This window comes from Mesorhizobium liriopis, from assembly GCF_024053505.1.
GTDB classification, from domain to species: Bacteria; Pseudomonadota; Alphaproteobacteria; order Rhizobiales; family Rhizobiaceae; genus Mesorhizobium_B; species Mesorhizobium_B liriopis.
In genome coordinates, this window is the sequence record NZ_JAMXQS010000005.1 from 256,901 (window position 1) to 277,034 (window position 20,134).

21 protein-coding genes are annotated in these 20,134 nt (G+C 63.8%); 17 read left to right on the forward strand and 4 right to left on the reverse strand.

Features of this window, described 5'->3' with window-relative positions:
• Positions 1–83 precede the first annotated feature (83 nt).
• Positions 84–698, forward strand: a complete 615-nt coding sequence (locus NGM99_RS11215) for a trimeric intracellular cation channel family protein (protein WP_252818925.1) — start codon at positions 84–86, stop codon at positions 696–698.
• A gap of 94 nt (positions 699–792) precedes the next feature.
• Here NGM99_RS11215 and NGM99_RS11220 read toward each other — a convergent pair whose 3' ends face one another.
• The 3 genes from NGM99_RS11220 to tauA form a co-directional block, all read right to left on the reverse strand.
• Positions 793–1,689 carry an ABC transporter permease subunit gene (locus NGM99_RS11220; protein WP_252818926.1) on the reverse strand — a complete coding sequence of 299 codons (897 nt, stop codon included), beginning with the start codon at positions 1,687–1,689 and terminating at the stop codon, positions 793–795.
• Positions 1,686–2,474: a taurine ABC transporter ATP-binding protein gene (locus NGM99_RS11225; protein ID WP_252818928.1), complete on the reverse strand. Its 789-nt coding sequence runs from the start codon at positions 2,472–2,474 to the stop codon at positions 1,686–1,688. The genes NGM99_RS11220 and NGM99_RS11225 overlap by 4 nt, the downstream gene beginning before the upstream one ends.
• Positions 2,475–2,545: 71 nt before the next feature.
• On the reverse strand, positions 2,546–3,559 hold the full coding sequence (tauA, locus tag NGM99_RS11230) for a taurine ABC transporter substrate-binding protein (RefSeq protein ID WP_252818929.1): 1,014 nt from the start codon (positions 3,557–3,559) through the stop codon (positions 2,546–2,548).
• Between the two features lie 402 nt (positions 3,560–3,961).
• On the opposite strand from tauA, the gene NGM99_RS11235 reads away from it, so the two are divergent.
• The 6 genes from NGM99_RS11235 (at position 3,962) to msuE (ending at position 9,674) form a co-directional block, all read left to right on the forward strand.
• Positions 3,962–4,600, forward strand: a complete 639-nt coding sequence (locus NGM99_RS11235) for an alpha/beta hydrolase (RefSeq protein WP_252818931.1) — start codon at positions 3,962–3,964, stop codon at positions 4,598–4,600.
• 92 nt (positions 4,601–4,692) lie between these two features.
• Positions 4,693–6,024, forward strand: coding sequence for an LLM class flavin-dependent oxidoreductase (locus NGM99_RS11240; RefSeq protein ID WP_252818933.1), 1,332 nt, complete (start codon positions 4,693–4,695; stop codon positions 6,022–6,024).
• Positions 6,025–6,215: 191 nt separating this feature from the next.
• Positions 6,216–7,067, forward strand: a complete 852-nt coding sequence (locus tag NGM99_RS11245; RefSeq protein ID WP_252818934.1) for a MetQ/NlpA family lipoprotein — start codon at positions 6,216–6,218, stop codon at positions 7,065–7,067.
• A 73-nt stretch (positions 7,068–7,140) separates the two neighbouring features.
• Positions 7,141–8,247, forward strand: a complete 1,107-nt coding sequence (locus NGM99_RS11250; RefSeq protein ID WP_252818936.1) for a methionine ABC transporter ATP-binding protein — start codon at positions 7,141–7,143, stop codon at positions 8,245–8,247.
• On the forward strand, positions 8,228–8,884 hold the full coding sequence (locus NGM99_RS11255) for a methionine ABC transporter permease (RefSeq protein WP_252818938.1): 657 nt from the start codon (positions 8,228–8,230) through the stop codon (positions 8,882–8,884). Before NGM99_RS11250 ends, NGM99_RS11255 begins: the two co-directional genes overlap by 20 nt.
• A gap of 235 nt (positions 8,885–9,119) precedes the next feature.
• Positions 9,120–9,674 (forward strand): FMN reductase, encoded by a 555-nt coding sequence (msuE, locus tag NGM99_RS11260; RefSeq protein ID WP_252819205.1) that lies wholly within the window; start codon positions 9,120–9,122, stop codon positions 9,672–9,674.
• On the opposite strand, the gene NGM99_RS11265 is transcribed toward msuE, so the two are convergent.
• Positions 9,655–9,822 (reverse strand): hypothetical protein, encoded by a 168-nt coding sequence (locus NGM99_RS11265; protein ID WP_252818941.1) that lies wholly within the window; start codon positions 9,820–9,822, stop codon positions 9,655–9,657. The genes msuE and NGM99_RS11265 overlap by 20 nt on opposite strands.
• A 157-nt stretch (positions 9,823–9,979) precedes the next feature.
• Between NGM99_RS11265 and NGM99_RS11270 the strand changes: the two genes are divergently transcribed.
• The 10 genes from NGM99_RS11270 to NGM99_RS11315 all read left to right on the forward strand — a co-directional run bounded on the left by NGM99_RS11270 (position 9,980) and on the right by NGM99_RS11315 (position 20,107).
• A complete protein-coding gene (locus tag NGM99_RS11270) occupies positions 9,980–10,162 on the forward strand; it encodes a hypothetical protein (protein WP_252818943.1) in 183 nt (60 codons plus the stop codon).
• A complete protein-coding gene (locus tag NGM99_RS11275; protein WP_252818945.1) occupies positions 10,156–11,448 on the forward strand; it encodes an NAD(P)/FAD-dependent oxidoreductase in 1,293 nt (430 codons plus the stop codon). The genes NGM99_RS11270 and NGM99_RS11275 overlap by 7 nt, the downstream gene beginning before the upstream one ends.
• 36 nt (positions 11,449–11,484) lie before the next feature.
• Entirely contained in the window at positions 11,485–13,038 is a 1,554-nt protein-coding gene (amaB, locus tag NGM99_RS11280) for an L-piperidine-6-carboxylate dehydrogenase (RefSeq protein ID WP_252818947.1), read from the forward strand.
• Positions 13,039–13,301: 263 nt separating this feature from the next.
• Positions 13,302–14,276, forward strand: coding sequence for an ABC transporter substrate-binding protein (locus tag NGM99_RS11285; protein WP_252818948.1), 975 nt, complete (start codon positions 13,302–13,304; stop codon positions 14,274–14,276).
• Positions 14,277–14,304: 28 nt separating this feature from the next.
• On the forward strand, positions 14,305–15,720 hold the full coding sequence (locus NGM99_RS11290) for an NtaA/DmoA family FMN-dependent monooxygenase (RefSeq protein ID WP_252818950.1): 1,416 nt from the start codon (positions 14,305–14,307) through the stop codon (positions 15,718–15,720).
• 12 nt (positions 15,721–15,732) lie between these two features.
• A complete protein-coding gene (locus tag NGM99_RS11295) occupies positions 15,733–16,578 on the forward strand; it encodes a sulfurtransferase (protein WP_252818952.1) in 846 nt (281 codons plus the stop codon).
• A complete protein-coding gene (locus NGM99_RS11300) occupies positions 16,575–17,375 on the forward strand; it encodes an ABC transporter permease (protein WP_252818954.1) in 801 nt (266 codons plus the stop codon). The genes NGM99_RS11295 and NGM99_RS11300 overlap by 4 nt, the downstream gene beginning before the upstream one ends.
• Positions 17,372–18,181 (forward strand): ABC transporter ATP-binding protein, encoded by an 810-nt coding sequence (locus NGM99_RS11305; RefSeq protein ID WP_252818956.1) that lies wholly within the window; start codon positions 17,372–17,374, stop codon positions 18,179–18,181. Before NGM99_RS11300 ends, NGM99_RS11305 begins: the two co-directional genes overlap by 4 nt.
• A 467-nt stretch (positions 18,182–18,648) precedes the next feature.
• A complete protein-coding gene (locus NGM99_RS11310; protein ID WP_252818958.1) occupies positions 18,649–19,407 on the forward strand; it encodes a Crp/Fnr family transcriptional regulator in 759 nt (252 codons plus the stop codon).
• A 16-nt stretch (positions 19,408–19,423) separates the two neighbouring features.
• Positions 19,424–20,107, forward strand: a complete 684-nt coding sequence (locus NGM99_RS11315; protein ID WP_252818960.1) for an HWE histidine kinase domain-containing protein — start codon at positions 19,424–19,426, stop codon at positions 20,105–20,107.
• The last annotated feature ends 27 nt before the right edge of the window (positions 20,108–20,134 follow it).

Consider the following 20,134-nt stretch of genomic DNA (forward strand, 5'->3'; position numbering starts at 1 on the left):
CGACGCCACTCGATCCAGCTATGGATCGACTCGAAACGTCGGCAATGCCATGTGGGGCTCTGCCCAGAGGCCAGAGTGCGTTCATGCCACCACTTCCGATCCCGACCCTCCAGATCCTCGACCTGCTCGCGACCGCAGTCTTCGCGATTTCCGGATCACTGGTGGCCGCCGGGGCGCGTCAAACCATGGTGACCTTCGCTTTCTTCGCGGTCGCAACAGGCGTCGGTGGCGGAACGGTGCGCGACCTCTTCATCGGCGCGCCGGTCTTCTGGATCGCAAACCCGGTGCCGCTCGTGGTCTGCCTCGGCGCAGCACTCGTCGTCTGGTGCACCCCGCGCGGCTGGTGGGCGGAGCGCGCGCTCGAATGGTTCGACGCGATCGGCATCTGTGCCTATGGCGTGTACGGCGCGGCGAAGGCTTTGGAATATGGCGTGCCCGCTTTGCCTTCCGCCGTGATGGGCGTGATCACCGCGTGTCTCGGCGGCATTTTCCGCGATGTGCTGGCTGGCGTGCCTTCGATCGTGATCCGGCCCGAAATCTATGTCACTGCCGTTGCAGCCGGCTCCGGCTCGTTCGTGATCCTGCTTTCGCTGGGGGTTCCAGCCGCGATCGCTGCGATGGTCGCCTTTGCGCTGGCTTTCGTCGTGCGGGCGCTGGCCATTACCCGCGGCCTCGCCCTTCCGCACTATGAGCGCTGAAGGGGTAGAGGCGCCAACAAGGCCTCGCGAAACATTTCTCTATCATCGATCCGGCTCGCCATTCACTGACGAGAATTGGCGGTTGAGACATCGATCAGTCCCGTCCGCTCCATGGCACCAGTCGGCGATCCAGTGTGCGGATCGCCCATTCGAGCGCGAACGCCACGAGTGCGATGGTGAAGATGCCCACCAGCACCACATCGGTGACAAGAAACTGCGCGGCCGACTGGATCATGAAGCCGAGCCCTCGTGTCGCCGCGACCAGTTCGGCCGCGACCAGCGTGCTCCAGCCAGCGCCCAGCGCGATGCGCAGGCCGGTGAATATCTGCGGCAGGGCGCTGGGGATCGTGACATGGAGAACCGTGCGCAGACGCGAGGCCCCCAGCGCACGGGCGGCACGGATACGCTCCTCGTTGACGGCACGCACGCCCGCCGCCGTGGAGAGCGCGATGGGCGCGAGCATCGCAAGCCCGATCACCAACACTTTTGACGGCTCGCCGATGCCGAACCAGATCACCACCAAAGGCAGGTAGGCGAGCGGCGGCAGGGGACGCAGGAATTCGAGCAAGGGATCGAAGACCCCGCGCCCGACTGTCGAAAGCCCGATCAGAAGACCCACCGGCACGCCGATCAGAAGCGTTGCGGCAAGGGCAGCAAAGACGCGTCCCAGGCTGATCAGAAGGTGTTGAAACAGCGTCGCGTCGACGAAACCATCGCGTGCAACAGTGATGAATTTGCGGAAAACGGCTTCCGGTCCGGGCAGGAAGACCGGCGATACGATTTTGTACTGCGCGGCGAGCCACCAGAGCGCGATCAGCGCCAGAAGAGTGATGGCGCTGATCGCACGTGCGGGCAGGCGGAAGCTGGGCGCAGAGACACGTGGGGGATGGCTGGGGCTCGCGAAGGGGTCGATCCCGCCCTGGCTTTCGATGCGTGCCAAAGTGGCGACCGAAAGCGTTTCAGGGGAAATGCTCTGGGTGAAGAGGCTCATTGCAGTTCCCCTTCGAAAATGGCGTCGGCGAGTTCCGCGCGCGCTGCAGCGAAAGCGGGATCGGCGCGGATCGCACGCACCGGCTCGCCCGCGCGATAGCGACGGCCGAAGGAAACGGGGATGCGACGCGTGATCCGCCCTTGCTGGCCTGTGTCGGGGTTGGGTGTCATCACGATCACTTCCGTGCCGAGCAGCAGCGCCTCCTCGATGCCGTGCGTGACCATCAGGATGCCGGTGCCGCTTTCGGCCCAGATGTCGAGAAGCAGCGTCTGCATGCGTTCGCGGGTCAGCGCATCGAGCGCGCCGAGCGGCTCGTCCATCAGAAGGAAGCGCGGCTCGGCAGCCAGTGCGCGCGCCAACCCCACCCGCTGGCGCATGCCGCCCGACAATTCCCAGACCGGTTTATCGCCAAAGCCGGAAAGCTTGACGCGGGCAAGCAGCGCATCGGCACGCCTATCGCGTTCACGGCGTGGCACGCCTTTCATGCGAAGCGCGAAGGCGACGTTCTCGCGCACGCTCGCCCAGGGGAAAAGGGCGTCGCTCTGAAATACCACCGCACGGTCCGCACCCGGCGCGGCGATCGGCTGGCCATCCACCCGCGCCATGCCCGAACTCGGCGAGACGAAGCCCGCGGCAACGTTCAGCAATGTGGTCTTGCCACAGCCCGAGCGGCCGGTGAGAACCAAGAAATCCCCGGAAGACAGGCGTAGCGAAGCATCCGCCACGGCGTCCCGCACGGCGTTCTGGTAGCGCACGCTCACATGATCCAATTCGAGCAGTGACATGGGAAGTGGCCTTGTTCAGGGAAAACCCGCCCCATCGAAGACGGGGCGGGCCATGGTGTCTTCGCTCGGTATCAGTTCGAGCTGAGCGCTTCGGAAACGAACTTGGTCGTCACATACGGCCCGTAGTCGGACAGCACCGTATCGACTTTCCCCTGCTCCTTGAGAAAGGCGGAGGTCGCCGCGATGGCCTTCACCGTATCGCCGCCCAGGAACTTGGTGGAAGCCTGATCCGCAAGCGACGGATAGACGTAACCCTTCAGAAGTGCCGGCACCTCTTCCTGCTTGGCGCCCGTCAGCTTGGCGATCTTGCCGGCTTCGGCCGAGTCCGCGCTCCATTTGGCCGGGTCGGCATTATACTGGGCATAGGCCTCGCCCGTGACCTTCACGAAATCACGCACGGCCTCGGGATGCTCTTGCGCGAACTCGTTGCGCACGATCCAGGCATCAAAAGTGGGCGCGCCCCATTCGGCGACGGTGGCGGAATCCAGGATCACCTTGCCGGTTTCCTTGGCCTTGCCGAGCGCCGGATCCCAGACATAGGCCGCGTCGATGTCGCCACGCTCGAAGGCGGCTGCGATCTCCGGCGGGCGCAGGTTGAGGATCTGCACGCTGCCCGGATCGACCTTCTCATGCTTGAGGGCAGCAAGCAGGCTGTAATGGGTGGTGGACACGAAAGGCACCGCGACCTTCTTGCCCGCAAGGTCAGCCACCTTCTCGATGCCCGCGCCGTTGCGCACGACCAGCGCCTCGGATTCCCCGATCAGGCCGACCACGAAAATCGTCTGGATCGGCAATTCCCGGCTGGCTGCCGCCGCTAGGGGGCTCGAGCCGACATAACCGATGTCGAGCGCGCCGGATGCGACTGCGGCAATCACTTCGGCGCCCGAGTCGAACTTGCGCCAGTCGATGGTGGCCTTGGCCGCCTTCTCGTAAGCGCCATCGGCCTGCGGCACCTTGGATGGTTCGACCACCGTCTGGTAACCGACCGTGATCTTGAGGTCTTCGGCCATGGAAGGGCTGAGCGTGGCGAAGCCGGCGAAGGCCACGGAACTCAGGAGCAGGATTCGTCGCGTCAGTTTGGTCATCGTGGTCACCCCGGAAAATTTTTCTAACATCCGGATGTTCGGCCAGCGCATGACGCGAGGGGAGCGAGGTTTTGCCAATCTTGAGGCAAAGGAGAGAATATCCTTGCCCGAGAAAGCCGAAGGTGACGGGCCGGCATTCCAGCGTTCGACTGCGGGCGGGTCGAGCATGGCACGAAGATGCATCGCCATTGTCCAGTGTGCGATGCGTGGGCCCCATGTTCGCCTCGCCTTACACGCCGAGCTCAGCCGGGCCGCAGCAGAGCTTGCAAAGCACGGCGATTCCCCGTGTGTCAGCAGTGAGGTCCAGCTTTCTCCTATGCGCCATAATTTCGGCAGAACGTTCTTTTTCCTGCATCACGCAAATCTCTAGTCTTCGACCATTCGGTGAAGTGGAAAGGCATCGTGACTGATACCTTGAACATTCATACTTTGATCGTTCCGGGCCTCAATGGGTCGCCCGAAGGTCACTGGCAGCATATCTGGGCGAGCGAGGTCGCAGGGGCCGAGACGGTCGAGCAGGAAAACTGGTCGGAGCCCCGCCTGGCCGATTGGCTGCACGCCCTCGAAGCACGCCTCGAGGCGACACCGCCGGGCGTGGTGCTCGTGGCGCATAGCCTCGGCTGCTCGCTGGTCGCGGCCCTTGCCGGCCGTCCTGCCGCTGCGCATGTGAGCGGCGCCCTGCTCGTGGCGCCGGCCGATCCTGAGACCCTGTCCGACCGCTTCCCCGAAACGCGCGAGTTCGCCTCCGCCCATGAGCTCGCATTGCCGTTTGCCTCGATCCTGGTCGCCAGCCGCAACGACCCATTCATGGCGTTCGAAGCGGCAGAGGCGCAGGCTCTTCGATGGGGCTCGGCGTTTTTCGATCTGGGCGAGGCGGGCCACATCAACATTGCCAGCGGTTTCGGGCGCTGGGAAGACGGGTTCGTTCTCGCGGAAGGGTTGCACGGACGCCTCTGCGAAGAGCCGATTGCTTTTCACGCGCCGTTGCGGGGGCAGAATGGTGCCGTATCGGGAGAAACGTTGCGGGCTGCTTCGGCATGACCTTACGGCACGTTTTTTGCCGGCCTTGAAGTGCTGCGCGTGCCGCCACACATCGAGCCTCTTCCGGCCGCGCCACCATCCGAAAGCCCCCCATGAACCATGACCGCAAGCTTCGCCTGGGTGCCTTCATGCGTCCCGTCAGCCTTCACACGGGCGCGTGGCGGTATCCTGGGGCCTATCCCGATGCCAACTTCAACTTCGCACACCTGAAGAGCTTTGCGCAGAAACTCGAGGCAGCGAAGTTCGATGCCTTCTTCATGGCCGACCATCTGGCCGTGCTAAACATGCCGATCGAGGCGTTGCGACGCTCGCATACGGTGACCTCGTTCGAGCCCTTCACGCTGCTCTCCGCACTTGCCGCCGTGACGGAGCATATCGGCCTGATCGCCACCGCTTCCACGACCTTCGACGCGCCCTACCACATCGCCCGCCGCTTCGCCTCGCTCGACCATCTGAGCCAGGGCCGCGCTGGCTGGAACATCGTCACCACCTCGAACCCTGACGCGGCGCTGAATTTCGGGCTCGACGAGCATGTTGATCACGACGAGCGCTACCGCCGTGCGCGCGAATTCTACGATGTCGTCACCGGTCTGTGGGACAGTTTCGCCGACGACGCCTTCACCCGCGACCGCGAAAGCGGAGAATATTTCGACCCCGCCAGGATGCATGTGCTCGACCATAAAGGCGAGCATCTTTCCGTGCGCGGGCCGCTCAACATCGCGCGCCCCGTTCAGGGCTGGCCGGTGATCGTGCAGGCGGGCGCGTCCGAGGCAGGCCGGCAACTGGCGGCGGAAACGGCGGAAGTGATCTTTGCCGCCCACAACACGCTGAAGGCCGGACAGGAATTCTTCGCCGACGTGAAGGCGCGCGCGGAAAAGCTCGGTCGCTCGCGCGATGCGATCAAGATCCTGCCGGGTGCGTTTATCGTGGTAGGCGACACGGTGGAGGAAGCCAAAGCCAAACGGGCCAAGCTCGACAGTCTCGTTCACTACGAGAGCGCCATCGCCTCGCTTTCGGTCGCGCTCGGGCACGATGCCTCGAAGTTCGATCCCGATGCACCCCTGCCCGAGACACCTGAAACCAATCAAAGCAAGAGCGGACGCGAGCGCGTCTACCAACTGGCGCGAGCAGAGAACCTCACCGTCCGCCAGCTCGCCCAGCGGCTTGGCGGCTATGCCGGTCTCGCTTTCGTCGGCACGGCCGAGACGATCGCCGACCAGATGGAGGAGTGGCTTTTCGCGGAAGGCTCGGACGGCTTCAACGTGATGTTTCCCGACCTGCCTGCGGGCCTCGATGACGTGGTCAAAAAGCTCGTGCCGGAGCTTCAGCGCCGAAACCTTTTCCGCACTGAATACGAGGGAAAGACCCTGCGCGAGAATCTGGGCCTTGAGCGCCCCGCCAACCGCTTCTTCGAGACGGCTTGAGATAGGCCTTGCCCACAAGGGCCGCATACGCCTCTCTCAACTGCCTTTTGAACATTAGAATAATTTTCTAACTTTCTCCGAAGGGCGCAAACCAAACAGCTTCGCAATTCCGCACGACTTGCCTCATCTTTAGGCAAAAGGCCCAAGCGAACCGCACGGCCTGCTCAATTCGAAACAACGGCACTCCTATCATGACCGACACACCGATTGGCTTCAAAACCCGGTTCTCCACGATCACGCGGCGCGCAGGCCTCGCAGCGTTGTTCGCCTCGGCACTCGCCTTGACGAACTTCGCCGCGCCGTTGAGCGCGCAGGCGCAGGACAAGTCCTCGATCAAGGTCGGCATCATAAGCGGTGAGGACGAAGACGTGTGGCGCGTGGTTGTCGACCAAGCCAAGGCGAAGGGCCTCGCGATCGAGACCGTGGTGTTCAACGACTATACCCAGCCCAACGAGGCCCTCGAGCGCGGCGAGATCGATGCCAACGCCTTCCAGCACCAGCCCTATCTCGATGCCCAGATCAAGTCGCAGGGCTATCACATCAAGGCTGTCGGCTATACCGGCGTTTGGCCGATCGGCCTTTATTCCAAGAAGCACAAGACCGTCGCCGACCTGCCCGAGGGTGCCGTGGTCGGCGTGCCGAACGACCCGTCCAACGAAGGCCGTGCGCTGCGCGTGCTGCAGAACGAAGGGCTGATCAAGCTCAAGGATGGTACCGGCATTCTGGCGACCCTTGCGGACGTGACCGAGAACCCCAAGAAGCTCGAGATCAAGGAACTCGACGCCGGCGTGGTCGGCCGTTCCATCACCGATCTCGATGCAGCAGTGGTCAACACCGATTGGGCGCTGAAGAGCGGCCTGTCGGCCGATGACCGCGTCGCGCAGGAACCGGTCGCCGACAACCCTTACCGCAACTTCATCGCGGTCAAGGAAGGCAATGAGAACGCGCCCTGGGTAAAGACTCTGGTGTCGTCTTACCAGAACGACACGGTGAAGGCCGAGTTCGATCGCGTCTACAAGGGCACGGGCATCAGCGCCTATTGAGCATTCGCCGTTCAGCAACCGAAAGGGTCCGCGCATCGCCCGATGCGCGGACTTTTGCTATGAGCCACACACGATGAACCAACACAGTCCGCTTCCCTTGGCCCGATCCACGCCCTCTCGACTTTCAGCGACCGAGTCCTCCGCGACCGACGCCGTGGTGCGCCTGGTCGATGTCCGCCGTCGCTTCGGCGAGACGCCGGCGCTCGATGGCGTGTCGCTCACGATCCACAAAGGCGAGGTGCTCGGCCTGATCGGCCGGTCGGGCGCGGGCAAGTCCACGCTGATCCGCTGCTTGAATGGCCTGGAACGCCCCGACAGCGGCGAGGTTTTCATCGAGGGGCGCGAGATCGCGCGCCTGCGCGAGCGCCAATTGCAGCCTTTGCGTCGGCGCATCGGCATGATCTTCCAGCATTTCAACCTGTTATCCGCCAAGACCGTCGAGGCCAATGTCGCACTGCCGCTCAAGATCGCGGGCGTGCCGAAGAGTGAGCGCCTGCGCCGCGCGGGCGAACTCCTCGACCTGGTGGGCCTGGCCGAAAAGCGCAACCAGTTCCCCAACCAGCTGTCGGGCGGGCAGAAGCAGCGTGTGGGCATCGCGCGTGCGCTTGCCGCCAAGCCTGCCCTGCTCCTGTCGGACGAGGCGACATCGGCTCTCGATCCCGAAACCACGCAGTCGATCCTGGCACTTCTGAAGGACATCAACCGCCAGCTCGGTCTCACCATCCTGCTCATCACCCATGAGATGGAAGTGGTGCGCTCGGTAGCCGACCGCGTGGCGGTGATCGAAGGAGGCAGGATCGTCGAGGAGGGTGCGGTATGGCATGTCTTCGCCCAGCCGCAATCGGCGGTCACCCGGCGACTTCTCTCCACCATCCGCCCTCAACTGCCCGAGAGCCTCGCGAATATGCTCTCGGCGGACGGGCCAGGCGATGCTCTCCTGCGCGTGGATGTGGCAGGTGATACCGCCCGCGGCAGTCTGATCGGCGATCTCGCACGCGAAACGGGCCTTGGCGTGCAGCTCGTTCATGGCGGTATCGACACGATTCAGGACGAGCCGGTCGGCACGCTTTTCCTGCGCCTTGAAGGTTCAGACGCCGGTGCGCTTCAGCGCGCCACTCAATTCCTGCAGCGACGCGGCGCACAGATGGAGGTCCTCGGCCATGTCGCCGATCATGCTTGAACTGCTTTGGCGCTCCACCTGGGAAACATTGCTGATGACGGGAGCCTCCGGGCTCATCTCACTCCTCGCCGGCCTGCCGCTCGGCTTGGCACTCGTTATCACCGACCGCGGCGGCATCGCGGAAAATCTCTGGATCAACCGGGTGTTGGGCGCGGTCATCAACGCCTTTCGTTCGGTGCCCTTCATCATCCTGCTCGTCGCCCTCATTCCGGTGACGCGGCTGATCGTCGGCACCTCGCTCGGCACCAATGCGGCCATCGTGCCGCTCGCGATCGCCGCCACCCCCTATTATGCGCGCATCGCCGAAGTTTCCCTGCGCGAGGTCGATCGCGGGCTGATCGAGGCCGCGCGCGCCATGGGTGGCAATCGCTGGACGATCATCCGCGAGGTTCTGGTGCCCGAAGCGCTGCCCGGCATCGTGTCGGGCTTCACGGTGACGCTCGTGACGCTGGTCGGCGCCTCCGCCATGGCGGGCGCCATCGGCGCCGGGGGCCTGGGCGACCTCGCCATCCGCTACGGCTATCAGCGCTTCGAGACCGGCGTGATGATCGCCGTCGTCGCCGTTCTGATCGTCATGGTCTGTGGAATCCAGTGGCTCGGCGACCGCATCACGGCACGGCTTGACCACCGCGCATGACAAACAGGACAGCGAAACAGCGCGGAAGGAGTGAAAGCTTGGCTACGCATTCTGTGATCTGGCGTCGTTCCCATGCATGGCAGCGCCGTTACGGAGCTTATTTTTCGCCTCTCGGCCGTTTCGGCGCGAAACTGTTCCGGTTGAGGTTTCAGACCTCGCTTCGGGTTTCTTTCCCCCGCTTCCACCTTGCGACATGCTCGGTACCGACATGAAAGAGAATACGGGTTTGAGTGACATGACAGGCAAGGTCGTCGGCTTTTCGGGCAACTTTACGCAACCGTCCAAGACGCGGGCGCTGGTGGAAAGTGTCGCGAGCGAAGTGGGCGGGCAATATGGCTTGCGGGCTCAAAGCTTCGACGTGGCCGATCTCGGGCCGTCGTTTGGATCAGCTCGCTGGGCGGGCGAGCTCGACGCACAGGCCAAGATGGTTCTCGATGCGGTGACCCAGGCCGATCTCCTGGTTGTCGGCTCCCCCACCTACAAAGGCTCCTATACCGGGCTCTTCAAGCACTTCTTCGACCTGCTCGACCCCAATGCCCTGCGCGGCAAGCCGGTGTTGATCCTGGCCACCGGCGGCGGCGAACGCCATGCGCTGGTGGTCGAGCACCAGTTGCGCCCGCTGTTCGGGTTCTTCGAAGCGCTCGTGCTGCCGACCGCGACCTTCGTATCCGAGCGTGACTATGTTGACGGCAAGCTGGCCTCGCCCATCATCCAGGCCCGCATCGCCCAGGCTGTCACGGAAGCAGGGCTCGCGCTCGGACGTCCCGCCATCAAACGCGACGCGGCCTGAGGTCGGGCACGACAGGCATCACGGCGGCATGGGTCAGCCATGCGCCGCCTGGCCATGTGATCTCGCCGGAACAGGAGTCGATCGTGCCCAGAAGCCCTTGCCCCGCAAACGCGCCATAGGTCCTGCCCGGCTCGTAAAGACCGTCCAATGCGGCATGATCGACTATGCCGAAGGGATAGAAATTCGACCATAGGATTGCGAAACGTCGCCTAGGCTGGGCGACATCTGAACTCGAAGCGTAGTTTCCTTCTGTCGATTGCTGCGGCATAGCTGAAGCGTTCGGTTATCAGACGGAGCATGAGGCTATGTCGCGCGAACTGTTCGACATGGGTTGGCGCAAGCCGATCAAAAAGACGGATGCCCGCAGGGTGCTTGCCATGGGCTTCTCATACTACTGCCAGACGAAACGCTTCGCCGGCTTTCGACCACGCCATCCGGTCGAGGCGCTTCTCGGACACCGTTCCGCCGCAGGACATGCGCCATGCTGAACGATCCCCGCTCGCATGGCCTTTGGGAGCGCACCGCACCGGCAGCACCCGCAACCGTGGCATTGAGCGGCGATGTGACGGCCGATGTGGTGGTGGTGGGCGCGGGCTTCACCGGGCTATCGACGGCGCTGCATCTGGCCGAACGCGGGGTTCGCGCCACAGTGCTTGAAGCCGCCGAAATCGGCTTCGGCGGCTCGGGCCGCAATGTGGGCCTCGTCAATGCCGGGCTTTGGGTGATGCCCGACGAGCTGCCGAACGTGCTGGGCGCGACCCATGGCGAGCGTCTTCTGAGCATGCTCGGTGATGCGCCCCGCGTGGTGTTCGAGCTGATCGAAAAGCACGGCATCCAGTGCGAAGCGACACGCACCGGAACGCTGCATCTGGGAGTGGGCGCGAAGGGCGCCGCGGAACTCGCCGAGCGCGCGCGGCAGTGGCAGGCGCGCGGGGCCGATGTGGAACTGCTCGACCGCGCGTCGACACAGCGAAAGGTCGGTGCGGCCCACTACACGTCGGCGCTGCTTGATCGTCGCGCGGGCACGATCCAGCCGCTCGCTTATGTGCGCGGGCTCGCCACTGCTGCGACGGCAGCAGGGGCCACGGTCCACACCGGATCGCCGGTGACCGGATACGAACGATCCGGCGAGAACTGGCGCGTCACAACACCGAAGGGCTCGGTGAGGGCCCGCTGGATCGTGGTCGCTACCAACGCCTATACCTCGGCGGACAAAGGGGCACCGTGGCCCGCCATCCGCGAGGAGATCGTGCACCTGCCCTATTTCCAGATGGCGACCGTGCCCTTGTCCGATAATCTGCGCGGCTCGATCCTGCCTGAGCGGCAGGGCTGCTGGGACACCAAAGATGTCTTGTCCTCCTTCCGCTTCGACAGACAAGGGCGGCTCGTCTTCGGCAGCGTGGGTGCGCTGCGCGGCAGCGGTGCCGCTATCCACAAAAGATGGGTGCGCCGCTCGCTCAAACGGCTCTTCCCACAGCTTGCCGGTGTGGCCCTCGAATCCGAATGGCATGGCAAGATCGGCATGACGACCGACGCCGTGCCGCGCTTTCACCGGCTGGCGGATCGCGTCGTGTCCTTCTCGGGCTATAACGGGCGCGGCATCGGGCCGGGCACGGTGTTCGGGAAGGCGCTGGCCCAACTGATCGCAGGCGAGATCGGTGAGGATGACATGCCTTTGGCCATCACAGAGCCCAAGGCTCAGAGTTTCCGCAGCGTGCGCGAAGCCTATTACGAGGTCGGCGCGCAAGTGGCGCATTTGTCGTCGCGCATCTGAGCGCTTTGCGTTTCCCTTATTCTGAAAGGATCCAAGATGAACATCCACCACACGGCGAGCACCGGGAAAACGCTCAAGGACGAGGCGGCCGCGATCCTGTCGAGCCTTGGCCTGGACGCCGCCTCGCTATCGGGCGGCGATCTTTCCGTGCGCTCGCCGGTAACCGGCGAAACACTGGCGGCCGTGAAGACGATCAGCGCGTCGGATGCTGCATCAGCGATCGAAGCGGCCCACAAGGCCTTTCTCGCCTGGCGTCTGGTTCCGGCGCCCAAGCGCGGCGAACTGGTACGCCTGCTCGGCGAGGAACTGCGCGCCGAGAAGGAAGCGCTCGGTCGCCTCGTTTCGATCGAGGTCGGCAAGATCCCGTCGGAAGGCTTGGGCGAAGTGCAGGAGATGATCGATATCTGCGACTTCGCGGTCGGCCTGTCACGCCAGCTCTATGGCCTGACGATTGCCACCGAGCGGGCCGAGCATCGGATGATGGAAACCTGGCATCCGCTGGGCGTGGTCGGCATCATCTCGGCCTTCAACTTTCCTGTGGCCGTATGGTCGTGGAACGCGGCTCTCGCGCTCGTTTGCGGCAATGCGACCGCTTGGAAACCGTCAGAAAAGACCCCGCTCGTGTCGCTCGCCACGCAGAAGCTGTTCGAGCGTGCGCTTGCCCGCTTCCGCACTGAGGGTGGGGAAGCGCCCGATGGTCTCTCGACCCTTCTCATTGCCGGGCGCGATGTCGGCGAGACCCTGGTCGATCATCCGCTTGTGCCGCTCGTGTCCGCCACTGGTTCCACCGCCATGGGCCGGGCGGTGGGGCCTCGTGTTGCCGCACGCTTCGGCCGCGCGCTTCTCGAGCTTGGCGGCAACAATGCCGCGATCGTCGCCCCGTCCGCCGATCTCGACCTGACCCTGCGCGGCGTCGCCTTCGCCGCCATGGGCACGGCCGGTCAGCGCTGCACCACTTTGCGCCGCCTGTTCGTGCATGAAAGCATCTACCAGCAGTTCGTGCCCCGTTTGAAGAGCGCCTACCAATCCGTCAGCGTCGGCAACCCGCTCGACGGCAACCTCGTCGGCCCGCTGATCGATGCAAAGGCCTTCGAGGGCATGCAGGCCGCGCTGGAAGCCGCTAAAGCTTCAGGCGGCACGGTGACGGGCGGCGAGCGTGTCGAGGTCGAGGGTGCGGCCGACGCCTTCTATGCCCGCCCTGCCTTGGTCGAGATGCCCGCCCAGACCGGTCCGGTGAGCGAGGAAACATTCGCACCCATCCTTTACGTGATCCGCTACAAGGGCTTCGACGAGGCGCTCCATCTGCAGAACGACGTGCCGCAGGGCCTGTCTTCCTCGATCTTCACCAACGACCTGCGCGAAGCCGAAACCTTCCTGTCCGTGCGCGGTTCGGATTGCGGCATCGCCAACGTCAATATCGGGCCCTCGGGTGCCGAGATCGGCGGCGCGTTCGGCGGCGAGAAGGAAACGGGCGGGGGTCGTGAATCGGGCTCTGATGCCTGGAAGGCCTATATGCGCCGCGCCACCAATACGGTGAATTACGGCCGCACCCTGCCGCTCGCCCAAGGCGTCAAGTTCGACGTGGCGTAAGAACCATGAACGCACCCACACGACACGACGCAGGCTTTCCTCATCAAGGAAGCCGCGGCACGCGTGCCGGGGAGCCACCAAATGCATAGCGCTCAATGGGATGCCGGTTTCCGGCTGTGATCAGTGGTCCCCGACCGCGCTGTTTGCATTCACGGCGGCTCATCGAACCAAAATTCACCATCTGCCCAGACAATGGCAGATTATTCCTGTCGGCTTCGGTCCGTTGGAAATAGCCTCAGCGCTATTCTGGATCGGAGCAACTCATGTTCAAGTTCGCGAAGCCGCGCGCGCTGCCATCTCTTTTTCACGGACTTGCCGTCTCCCTCGTGCTTGGCGTCTCGGCGGCGGGCGCATGGGCGCAGGAGCGCGTGGTGTTCGGCACACCGGGCGCACTCAGTGACAACTCGCTCGCGGTGAAGATCGCAATCGACAAGGGCTTCTACAAAGAAGCTGGAATCGACGCCGAGATCGTCAATTTCAAAGGTGGTGCGCCGAGCATCCAGGCACTGGTGGGCGGCGGCATCCAGTATGCGATCGCGGCCCCCGAACACGTGATCCGGTTGAAGACACGCGGCGTGGATGCGGCTGTCGCGTTCGCACTGCAAGGCACGCATACTTATGCTCTGCTCGTGCCCGAAGCCTCACCGGTCAAGAGCTTTGCCGACCTCAAGGGGAAACGCGTCGGCATCACATCGGCGGGCAGCCTCACCGAAAATCTCATTCGCCTCGAAGCGCATGAAAACGGCCTCGCGGTCGGCAGCGACATCGAGGTGTTGGGCGCGGGCGTCGGTGCGGCGCAAAAAGCCGCCCTCGACACGGGCCGCATCGATGCCGGCATGTTCGGCAATCTCGACGCGATCCGGCTCAGCGGCCAGGGCTATCGCATCGTTTATGATTGGCGAACCCAGGAGATTCCCGGCCTCGCGCTTCTCGCGCTGGATTCATACGTGAAAGAGAACCCGAAGATCGCTCAGGCCGTCGCGGAGGCGACGCTCAAGGCGCAGAAACTGGTGATCGAAGACCGCGCGACCACCGTTGCCGCGCTCAAGGAGATTTATCCCGACCTGTCCGATGAGATCGCAGGCAAGGTTGCGGAAGGCCTGTCGCGCTCGCTGGTCGCAAGCGGTCGCTTCAGTGAGGCGTCCTATGCGCGTCTACAGAAGGATCTCGCAGTCATCGACCCGGATCTGACGACGGTCGATTTCGCGACGGCCAATCCCGGCACCTACCTCAACTGACTTTCCCGCACGCAATGGAGACGATGCCATGACTGCGGAACGCAGACATTTGCGGCTGGGCTTTTCGATCTGGGCCACCGGCTTTCACCCAGCCGGATGGCGCCTGCCCGAAGCGCGCGCCGACAGCACCTTCGACCCTGTCTTCATGCGCGATATGGCGCTGCTGGCCGAAAAAGGGAAACTCGACTTCTTCTTCATCGGCGACCGCGTCGTCGGCCTGCCCGAAACGCAGGCACTGCACCCCAATCTCGTCACGCGTCCCGAGGCGCTGACGCTCGCGGCCTGGGTTGCGGCCGTCACCAGCCGCATCGGCGTGGTGACCACGGTGAACACGACCTATTCGGACCCGTTCAACGTGGCGCGTGCGACGGCCACGGTCGATCACCTGAGCGGCGGGCGGCTCGCGCTCAACATCGTCACCGGCCGTGATCCGGAAGCCGCACTCAATTTCGGCCGTTCCGAGCACTGGGGCACCGATCACCGCTTCGACAATGCACACGAGTTCGTGCAGATCCTCAAGGGCCTATGGGACTCTTGGGAAGACGATGCGCTGGTCGGCGACAAGGCCAGCGGGCTCTTCGTGGATGCCGCAAAGGTGCACCGCCTGAATTACCGCGGCGAGCACTTCCAGGTGGCAGGGCCGCTCAACATCGAGCGCCCGCCGCAGGGACAGATCCCGCTTCTCACTGCCGGCGCATCCGAGCGATCCAAGGATTTCGGCGCGGAATTCGCCGATGTGCGCTTCGGCACCGCGCTCCACCTCGATGCGGCCAAGGCCTACTATGCCGACATCAAGGGACGGCTTGCGAAGTTCGGGCGCGACCCGGACAGTCAGGCTCTGGTCAGCGGCATCGCCGTCTATGTCGGGCGGACCAAGGAAGCCGCCCATCGCAAGTATCGGGAAATTCAGGACCTTTCCGTCACCGACGACAATCTGACGCCGCTGGGAACCGCGATCGGTCTCGATCTTGCCGGCTTAAGCCAGCAGACGCCGCTCGACGAAATCGAGGCACAGATCGGAACGCCCATGGAAGGCGCACGGCGCATCCTGGCCCAGGCCAAGAACAGCTTCGGGACCGACAGGCTCACCGTGCGCGACCTTTACCTCTATTTCCGCCGTTCCGGTGGTGGGGCCGAAATCGTGGGCGATGCCAGGACGATCGCCGATGTGTTCGAGGAATGGTTCACCGAACGCGCCACAGACGGCTTCATCCTGTTTCCGCCCTACCTGCCGGGCACAGCCGAACTCTTCGTGGAGCTCGTGGTGCCGGAATTGCAACGGCGCGGGCTGTTGCGTCAGGAGTATGAGGAGCGTACCTTTCGCGGCCTATTCGGTCTCCCGAAACCGGCCAATGCGCTAGCGCGCAAGGCAAGGGAGGCCGGCGCATCGCCCAAACCCACGCCGTCGCTTCACACCCCTGCCCGCGCGGCGGGCGTAGCCTGACGGAGCGCTGCGATGCCGGATCAAGCTCAAAGCCGCACTTCCGTTCTGATCACGGCGGAAGAGCTCGAGGCGCGCCTCGAAAGCAGTTCCGTTGTTCTGCTGGATATCCGTTTCAGCCAGGATAAGGCCTATGATCCGCGCACGGCCTATCTCGCAGGACACCTGCCGGGGGCGGTCGCAGTCGATTTCGTCCACGAACTGACCGGCCGTCCCGAGGGCTTCAGCGGCAAGCGGCCCTTGCCGCCGATCGAGCGGCTCCAGCACGATGCGCGCCGCTGGGGCATACGCTCGGACAGCCTCGTCGTCCTTTACGACGACAATCGCAACCGGCAAGCCGCGCGCGGCTGGTGGACGCTGCGCTGGGCCGGGCTCGATCAGGCGAGGCTGCTCGACGGCGGGCTGCACGCATGGACGGCGCGCGGCCATGCGCTCGAAACCGCAGTGCCGCTTTCTGCGCGGGGGGACGTGGTTCTGTCATCCGGTCGCCTGCCGCATTTCAGCGCCGATGACGCCGCAGGCTTCGTGCGCAACGGCGTGCTGATCGATGCTCGCGATGCGGCGTTCTTTGCCGCCGGCCACATTCCGGGAGCGATCAACATCCCGACTTCCGGCAACATCGATCCCGAGAATGGCGCCTATGCCAGCGCAGACACTTTGAAAGCTCGCTTCGCCGCGCTCGGTGTCGATGGGTCGAAGCCCGTCGGGGTTTATTGCGGTGGCGGCGTCGCGGCGTCCCATCAGATCGCAGCACTCGCTGCGATCGGGATCGAGGCGAGCCTTTTCCCAGGCTCATGGTCGGCATGGAGTGCCGATCCGGCGCGTCCAAGGGAAACCGGCGTCGGAGCAAACGGCCAATGACCGATCTTGCGCAAACCGCACCGGCCTTGCCTGCTTCGGGCACGCGCCGCTCCTTGAAACTCGCGCGCGACCGGCTGCTGGTCTTGGTTCTGATCCTTGCTGCTTGGGAGTCGGCTGGGCATCTCGGGGTTAGCGAGATCTGGATCTCGAGCCCCTCGGCTGTCGGTGAACGGCTTTGGACGCTGGCGCTGAGTGGCGAGCTTTTCGTTCACATGCAACGCACCTTGACCGAGGCCGCGCTGGGTTTGGCCCTGGCCTTTGCCGTGGGCGTGCCGATCGGCATCGCCATGGCGCGCTACAAATATGCGAACGAGGTGGCTGAGCCTTTCATCATGGCACTTTACAGCCTGCCGCGGGTCGCACTCGCGCCGCTTTTCATCATCTGGTTCGGCATCGACCTGTTTTCCAAGGTCATGATGGCGTTCTCGACCGTGATCTTCATCTTCATGCTCAACATCCATGAGGGTTTGAAGACCATCGATCGCGATCTGGTGGATCTTTTCCGAACCATGCGCGCGCCGCGCGCCCTGATGCTGAGCAAGGTGATCCTGCCCTGGCTCGCGCCATGGGTGATCGCGTCCTTGCGCATCGGCATCGGCCTGTCGCTGATCGGGGCCGTGGTGGCGGAACTGATCGGCTCGAGCGCGGGTCTGGGCTGGTATATCGAGAACTCTGCCGGCCGGCTCGACACAACCGGCGTCTTTGCCGGGCTCGTTGCGCTCACCGCGATCGCGGCGGGAGGCAACCTTCTGGTCGCGCGGCTTGAAAAAAGGATCAGCGGATGGAGAGCGGCATGAATGCCGTCGCCCGCCACCTCCATCATGACGCGGCACCGACCAAGCCCAAGATCGGGTTCGAAGGCGTGGATGTCGCCTATCCTACGCCTGAAGGCGGCAGGATCCCGGTCGTCTCGGAGGCGAGTTTCGCAGTCGGTAAAGGCGAGTTCGTGTCGATCGTCGGTCCGTCGGGCTGCGGCAAATCCACGGTCCTGCGCGTGCTTTCGGGGCTTCTCGCCCATGAGAAGGGCACGGTGCGGATCAATGGCCGCAGCCTGGAGGAGAACCGCGAGCGCATCGGCTTCATGTTCCAGCGCGACACGCTTCTGCCGTGGGCGAGCGTGGCCGACAATATCCGCATCGGTGCCGAGCTCGCCAACATTGCGCATGAGCGGCGCGATGCGCGCGTGGCGGAACTGATCGGTTTCCTGCGCCTTTCAGGCTTCGAGAAGCACCGGCCGCACCAGCTCTCGGGTGGCATGCGCCAGCGGGTTGCACTCGGCCGCTTGCTTGCCTTCGAGCCGCACATCTACCTTCTCGATGAGCCCTTCGGGGCGCTCGATGCCCAGACCAAGATCGCCATGGGTCGCGAACTCCTGCGCGTGTGGTCGGAATACAAGCGCTCGGTGATTTTCGTCACTCACGATATCGAGGAGGCCGTCACGCTGTCCGACCGTGTGCTGGTGATGTCCCCGCGACCGGGACACATCGTCCGCGACATAGCGGTCGACCTGCCCCGCCCGCGTGACCCTAAGCAGCTTCGTAAAGACGCCCGCTTCGCCGATCTTGTGGACGCCATTTGGTCGGAGCTCGACGCAGGACACTGAACGTCTTGCATCATCGAAACCGAAAGCAAGATGACGCTCGAACGCGTGGCACCGGGATAGCCTCGTGCAACGGAGAATTGGCGGACTTTCTCCGATCGCTCCTTTCGGCCATCTTCCGCTTGGTTCGGGCTAGTAGCCTGGCCGAATGCGTTCGAGGCGTTTCATTTCGTTGAAACGCGTGCATTTCAGGCGTCTGGTGCCGTCAATCCAGGCCATGAGGCGCGATGGCGCTCGGCATCGGGAGTGCCCCGCTGGTCCGAAAAGCAACGCGCTGACCTTTGACGGGACTCAAGCATTTCCGCGATGGCTTGCGAAATCAGAGAATTATCGCGGGTTAGGTTCGACCCCACTGATAAATGTTAGTGCATAATCTGGGCGGTGATGGAGCCTGCAGGATGCGTGAGCGGAGGTGAAACAAACCTATCTTTCTCCACGCGCTTCCTGGACTGGCGGTGCAGACCATAGGCATGACGAGCCCATTCGTTCGAAAGTTGCGCCAAGGCGCACAGTTGTCCACCGAGGACGAGATCCTTTTGATGGGCCTGTCTCGATCGCTGCACTATGCCGAGGCGCGGCATGACATCTACAGCGAGGGCGATCGTCCGGGCTCGCTCACGCTTATCCTCAAAGGCTGGGCTTGCCGCGACAAGATCCTGGAGAACGGGCAAAGGCAGATCATCGCCTTCTTCCTGCCGGGCGATCTTTGCGAGCCGTTCGGAATCCTTCCGCCATTCATGAACCATTCCATCACGGCCCTGACGCCCGTCACCTATGCGCGTCTGCGGCCTGACGAGCTGCGCGCCATGGCGCAGGAGAACTCTTCGATCGAGCAGGCGCTGTGGTGGGATGCGCTCGCTGCCATGGAACTTCAGCACGAGCACGTGGTCAGCCTCGGCCGTCGGCAGGCCGTGGAGCGGTTGGGTCACCTGTTCTGCGAACTTCACATGCGCCTTGCGGTTGTCGGCTTGGCGGACAGAACGGGTTTCTCCTTGCCGGTCACCCAGCAGGAACTCGGCGACGCTCTGGGCTTGTCCGCGGTGCATGTGAACCGGTCGCTGCGGGAACTCCGGTCGCTCGGGTTCGTGAACCTGCGCCATCGGCGGCTCGATCTCCTCGATTTGAATGCTCTCAAGGAGTTTTCGCTTTTCGATCCCGCCTATCTTCGTTTCAATGGTCAGCCACTGCATGACGGGGCGTGGAGCGCTCCCTCTGCGGTGGAGCGATAGGCGAATGAGAGACGCCATGATCGAAGAAACAGTGCAATCGCGCCTGGCAGAACTCGAAGCGGACAATGCAAGGCTGCGACGTCTGCTCGATAAAGGCGATGCACCGGGTGAATTGCGGCACCGGCTGCGCAACACGCTCGCCATGCTGCGCGCGGTGATCCGGCAGTCCGGCAAGGCCAAGGAGGACGTCACCGCCTATGTCGCCCATCTGGAAGACCGGATGGAAGCGCTGATGCGGGCGCAGCGCGCCATCGACGATCTCGGCGAAGTCGAACTCCACCGCATCATCGCGGAAGAGCTTCACCACTACGACGCATCGGAAGGCGAGCAGGTGACGCTGTCGGGTCCGAATGTTCTCCTGCAACCGCGCGCCACGCAAGTCATGTCGCTGGCCGTGCATGAACTGGCCGTCAACGCGGTGGAGCACGGTGCGCTCGTCGGCAAGGACGGCAAAGTGGATGTGACCTGGCACGTCTCCGGAAACGGAAACTCTCCCCAGCTTAGACTTGTCTGGAAAGAACGCGGGACGAAGCGGCTTCAGGCACCGGCGCATCGCGGTTTTGGAACGGAAGTGCTGCAGAACATGCTCGCCCACGAGTTGAAGGCCAGAACCACGCTCACTTTCGAGCCAGACGGGCTTCGGTGCACGGTCGAGTTCCCGCTGACCGAACGTATCGGCCACGCCGCCGAACACCCATGAAAGGTCTCGGAACGCCACCGAGACACG

Excerpts from the sequence above, each read along its gene's own strand:
- NGM99_RS11215 (WP_252818925.1), top strand. The coding sequence starts at position 84 with ATGCCACCACTTCCGATCCCGACCCTCCAGATCCTCGACCTGCTCGCG.
- NGM99_RS11220 (WP_252818926.1), bottom strand. The coding sequence starts at position 1,689 with ATGAGCCTCTTCACCCAGAGCATTTCCCCTGAAACGCTTTCGGTCGCC.
- NGM99_RS11225 (WP_252818928.1), bottom strand. The coding sequence starts at position 2,474 with ATGTCACTGCTCGAATTGGATCATGTGAGCGTGCGCTACCAGAACGCC.
- tauA (WP_252818929.1), bottom strand. The coding sequence starts at position 3,559 with ATGACCAAACTGACGCGACGAATCCTGCTCCTGAGTTCCGTGGCCTTC.
- NGM99_RS11240 (WP_252818933.1), top strand. The coding sequence starts at position 4,693 with ATGAACCATGACCGCAAGCTTCGCCTGGGTGCCTTCATGCGTCCCGTC.
- NGM99_RS11245 (WP_252818934.1), top strand. The coding sequence starts at position 6,216 with ATGACCGACACACCGATTGGCTTCAAAACCCGGTTCTCCACGATCACG.
- NGM99_RS11250 (WP_252818936.1), top strand. The coding sequence starts at position 7,141 with ATGAACCAACACAGTCCGCTTCCCTTGGCCCGATCCACGCCCTCTCGA.
- NGM99_RS11255 (WP_252818938.1), top strand. The coding sequence starts at position 8,228 with ATGTCGCCGATCATGCTTGAACTGCTTTGGCGCTCCACCTGGGAAACA.
- msuE (WP_252819205.1), top strand. The coding sequence starts at position 9,120 with ATGACAGGCAAGGTCGTCGGCTTTTCGGGCAACTTTACGCAACCGTCC.
- NGM99_RS11270 (WP_252818943.1), top strand. The coding sequence starts at position 9,980 with ATGTCGCGCGAACTGTTCGACATGGGTTGGCGCAAGCCGATCAAAAAG.
- NGM99_RS11275 (WP_252818945.1), top strand. The coding sequence starts at position 10,156 with ATGCTGAACGATCCCCGCTCGCATGGCCTTTGGGAGCGCACCGCACCG.
- amaB (WP_252818947.1), top strand. The coding sequence starts at position 11,485 with ATGAACATCCACCACACGGCGAGCACCGGGAAAACGCTCAAGGACGAG.
- NGM99_RS11285 (WP_252818948.1), top strand. The coding sequence starts at position 13,302 with ATGTTCAAGTTCGCGAAGCCGCGCGCGCTGCCATCTCTTTTTCACGGA.
- NGM99_RS11290 (WP_252818950.1), top strand. The coding sequence starts at position 14,305 with ATGACTGCGGAACGCAGACATTTGCGGCTGGGCTTTTCGATCTGGGCC.
- NGM99_RS11295 (WP_252818952.1), top strand. The coding sequence starts at position 15,733 with ATGCCGGATCAAGCTCAAAGCCGCACTTCCGTTCTGATCACGGCGGAA.
- NGM99_RS11300 (WP_252818954.1), top strand. The coding sequence starts at position 16,575 with ATGACCGATCTTGCGCAAACCGCACCGGCCTTGCCTGCTTCGGGCACG.
- NGM99_RS11305 (WP_252818956.1), top strand. The coding sequence starts at position 17,372 with ATGAATGCCGTCGCCCGCCACCTCCATCATGACGCGGCACCGACCAAG.
- NGM99_RS11310 (WP_252818958.1), top strand. The coding sequence starts at position 18,649 with ATGACGAGCCCATTCGTTCGAAAGTTGCGCCAAGGCGCACAGTTGTCC.
- NGM99_RS11315 (WP_252818960.1), top strand. The coding sequence starts at position 19,424 with ATGATCGAAGAAACAGTGCAATCGCGCCTGGCAGAACTCGAAGCGGAC.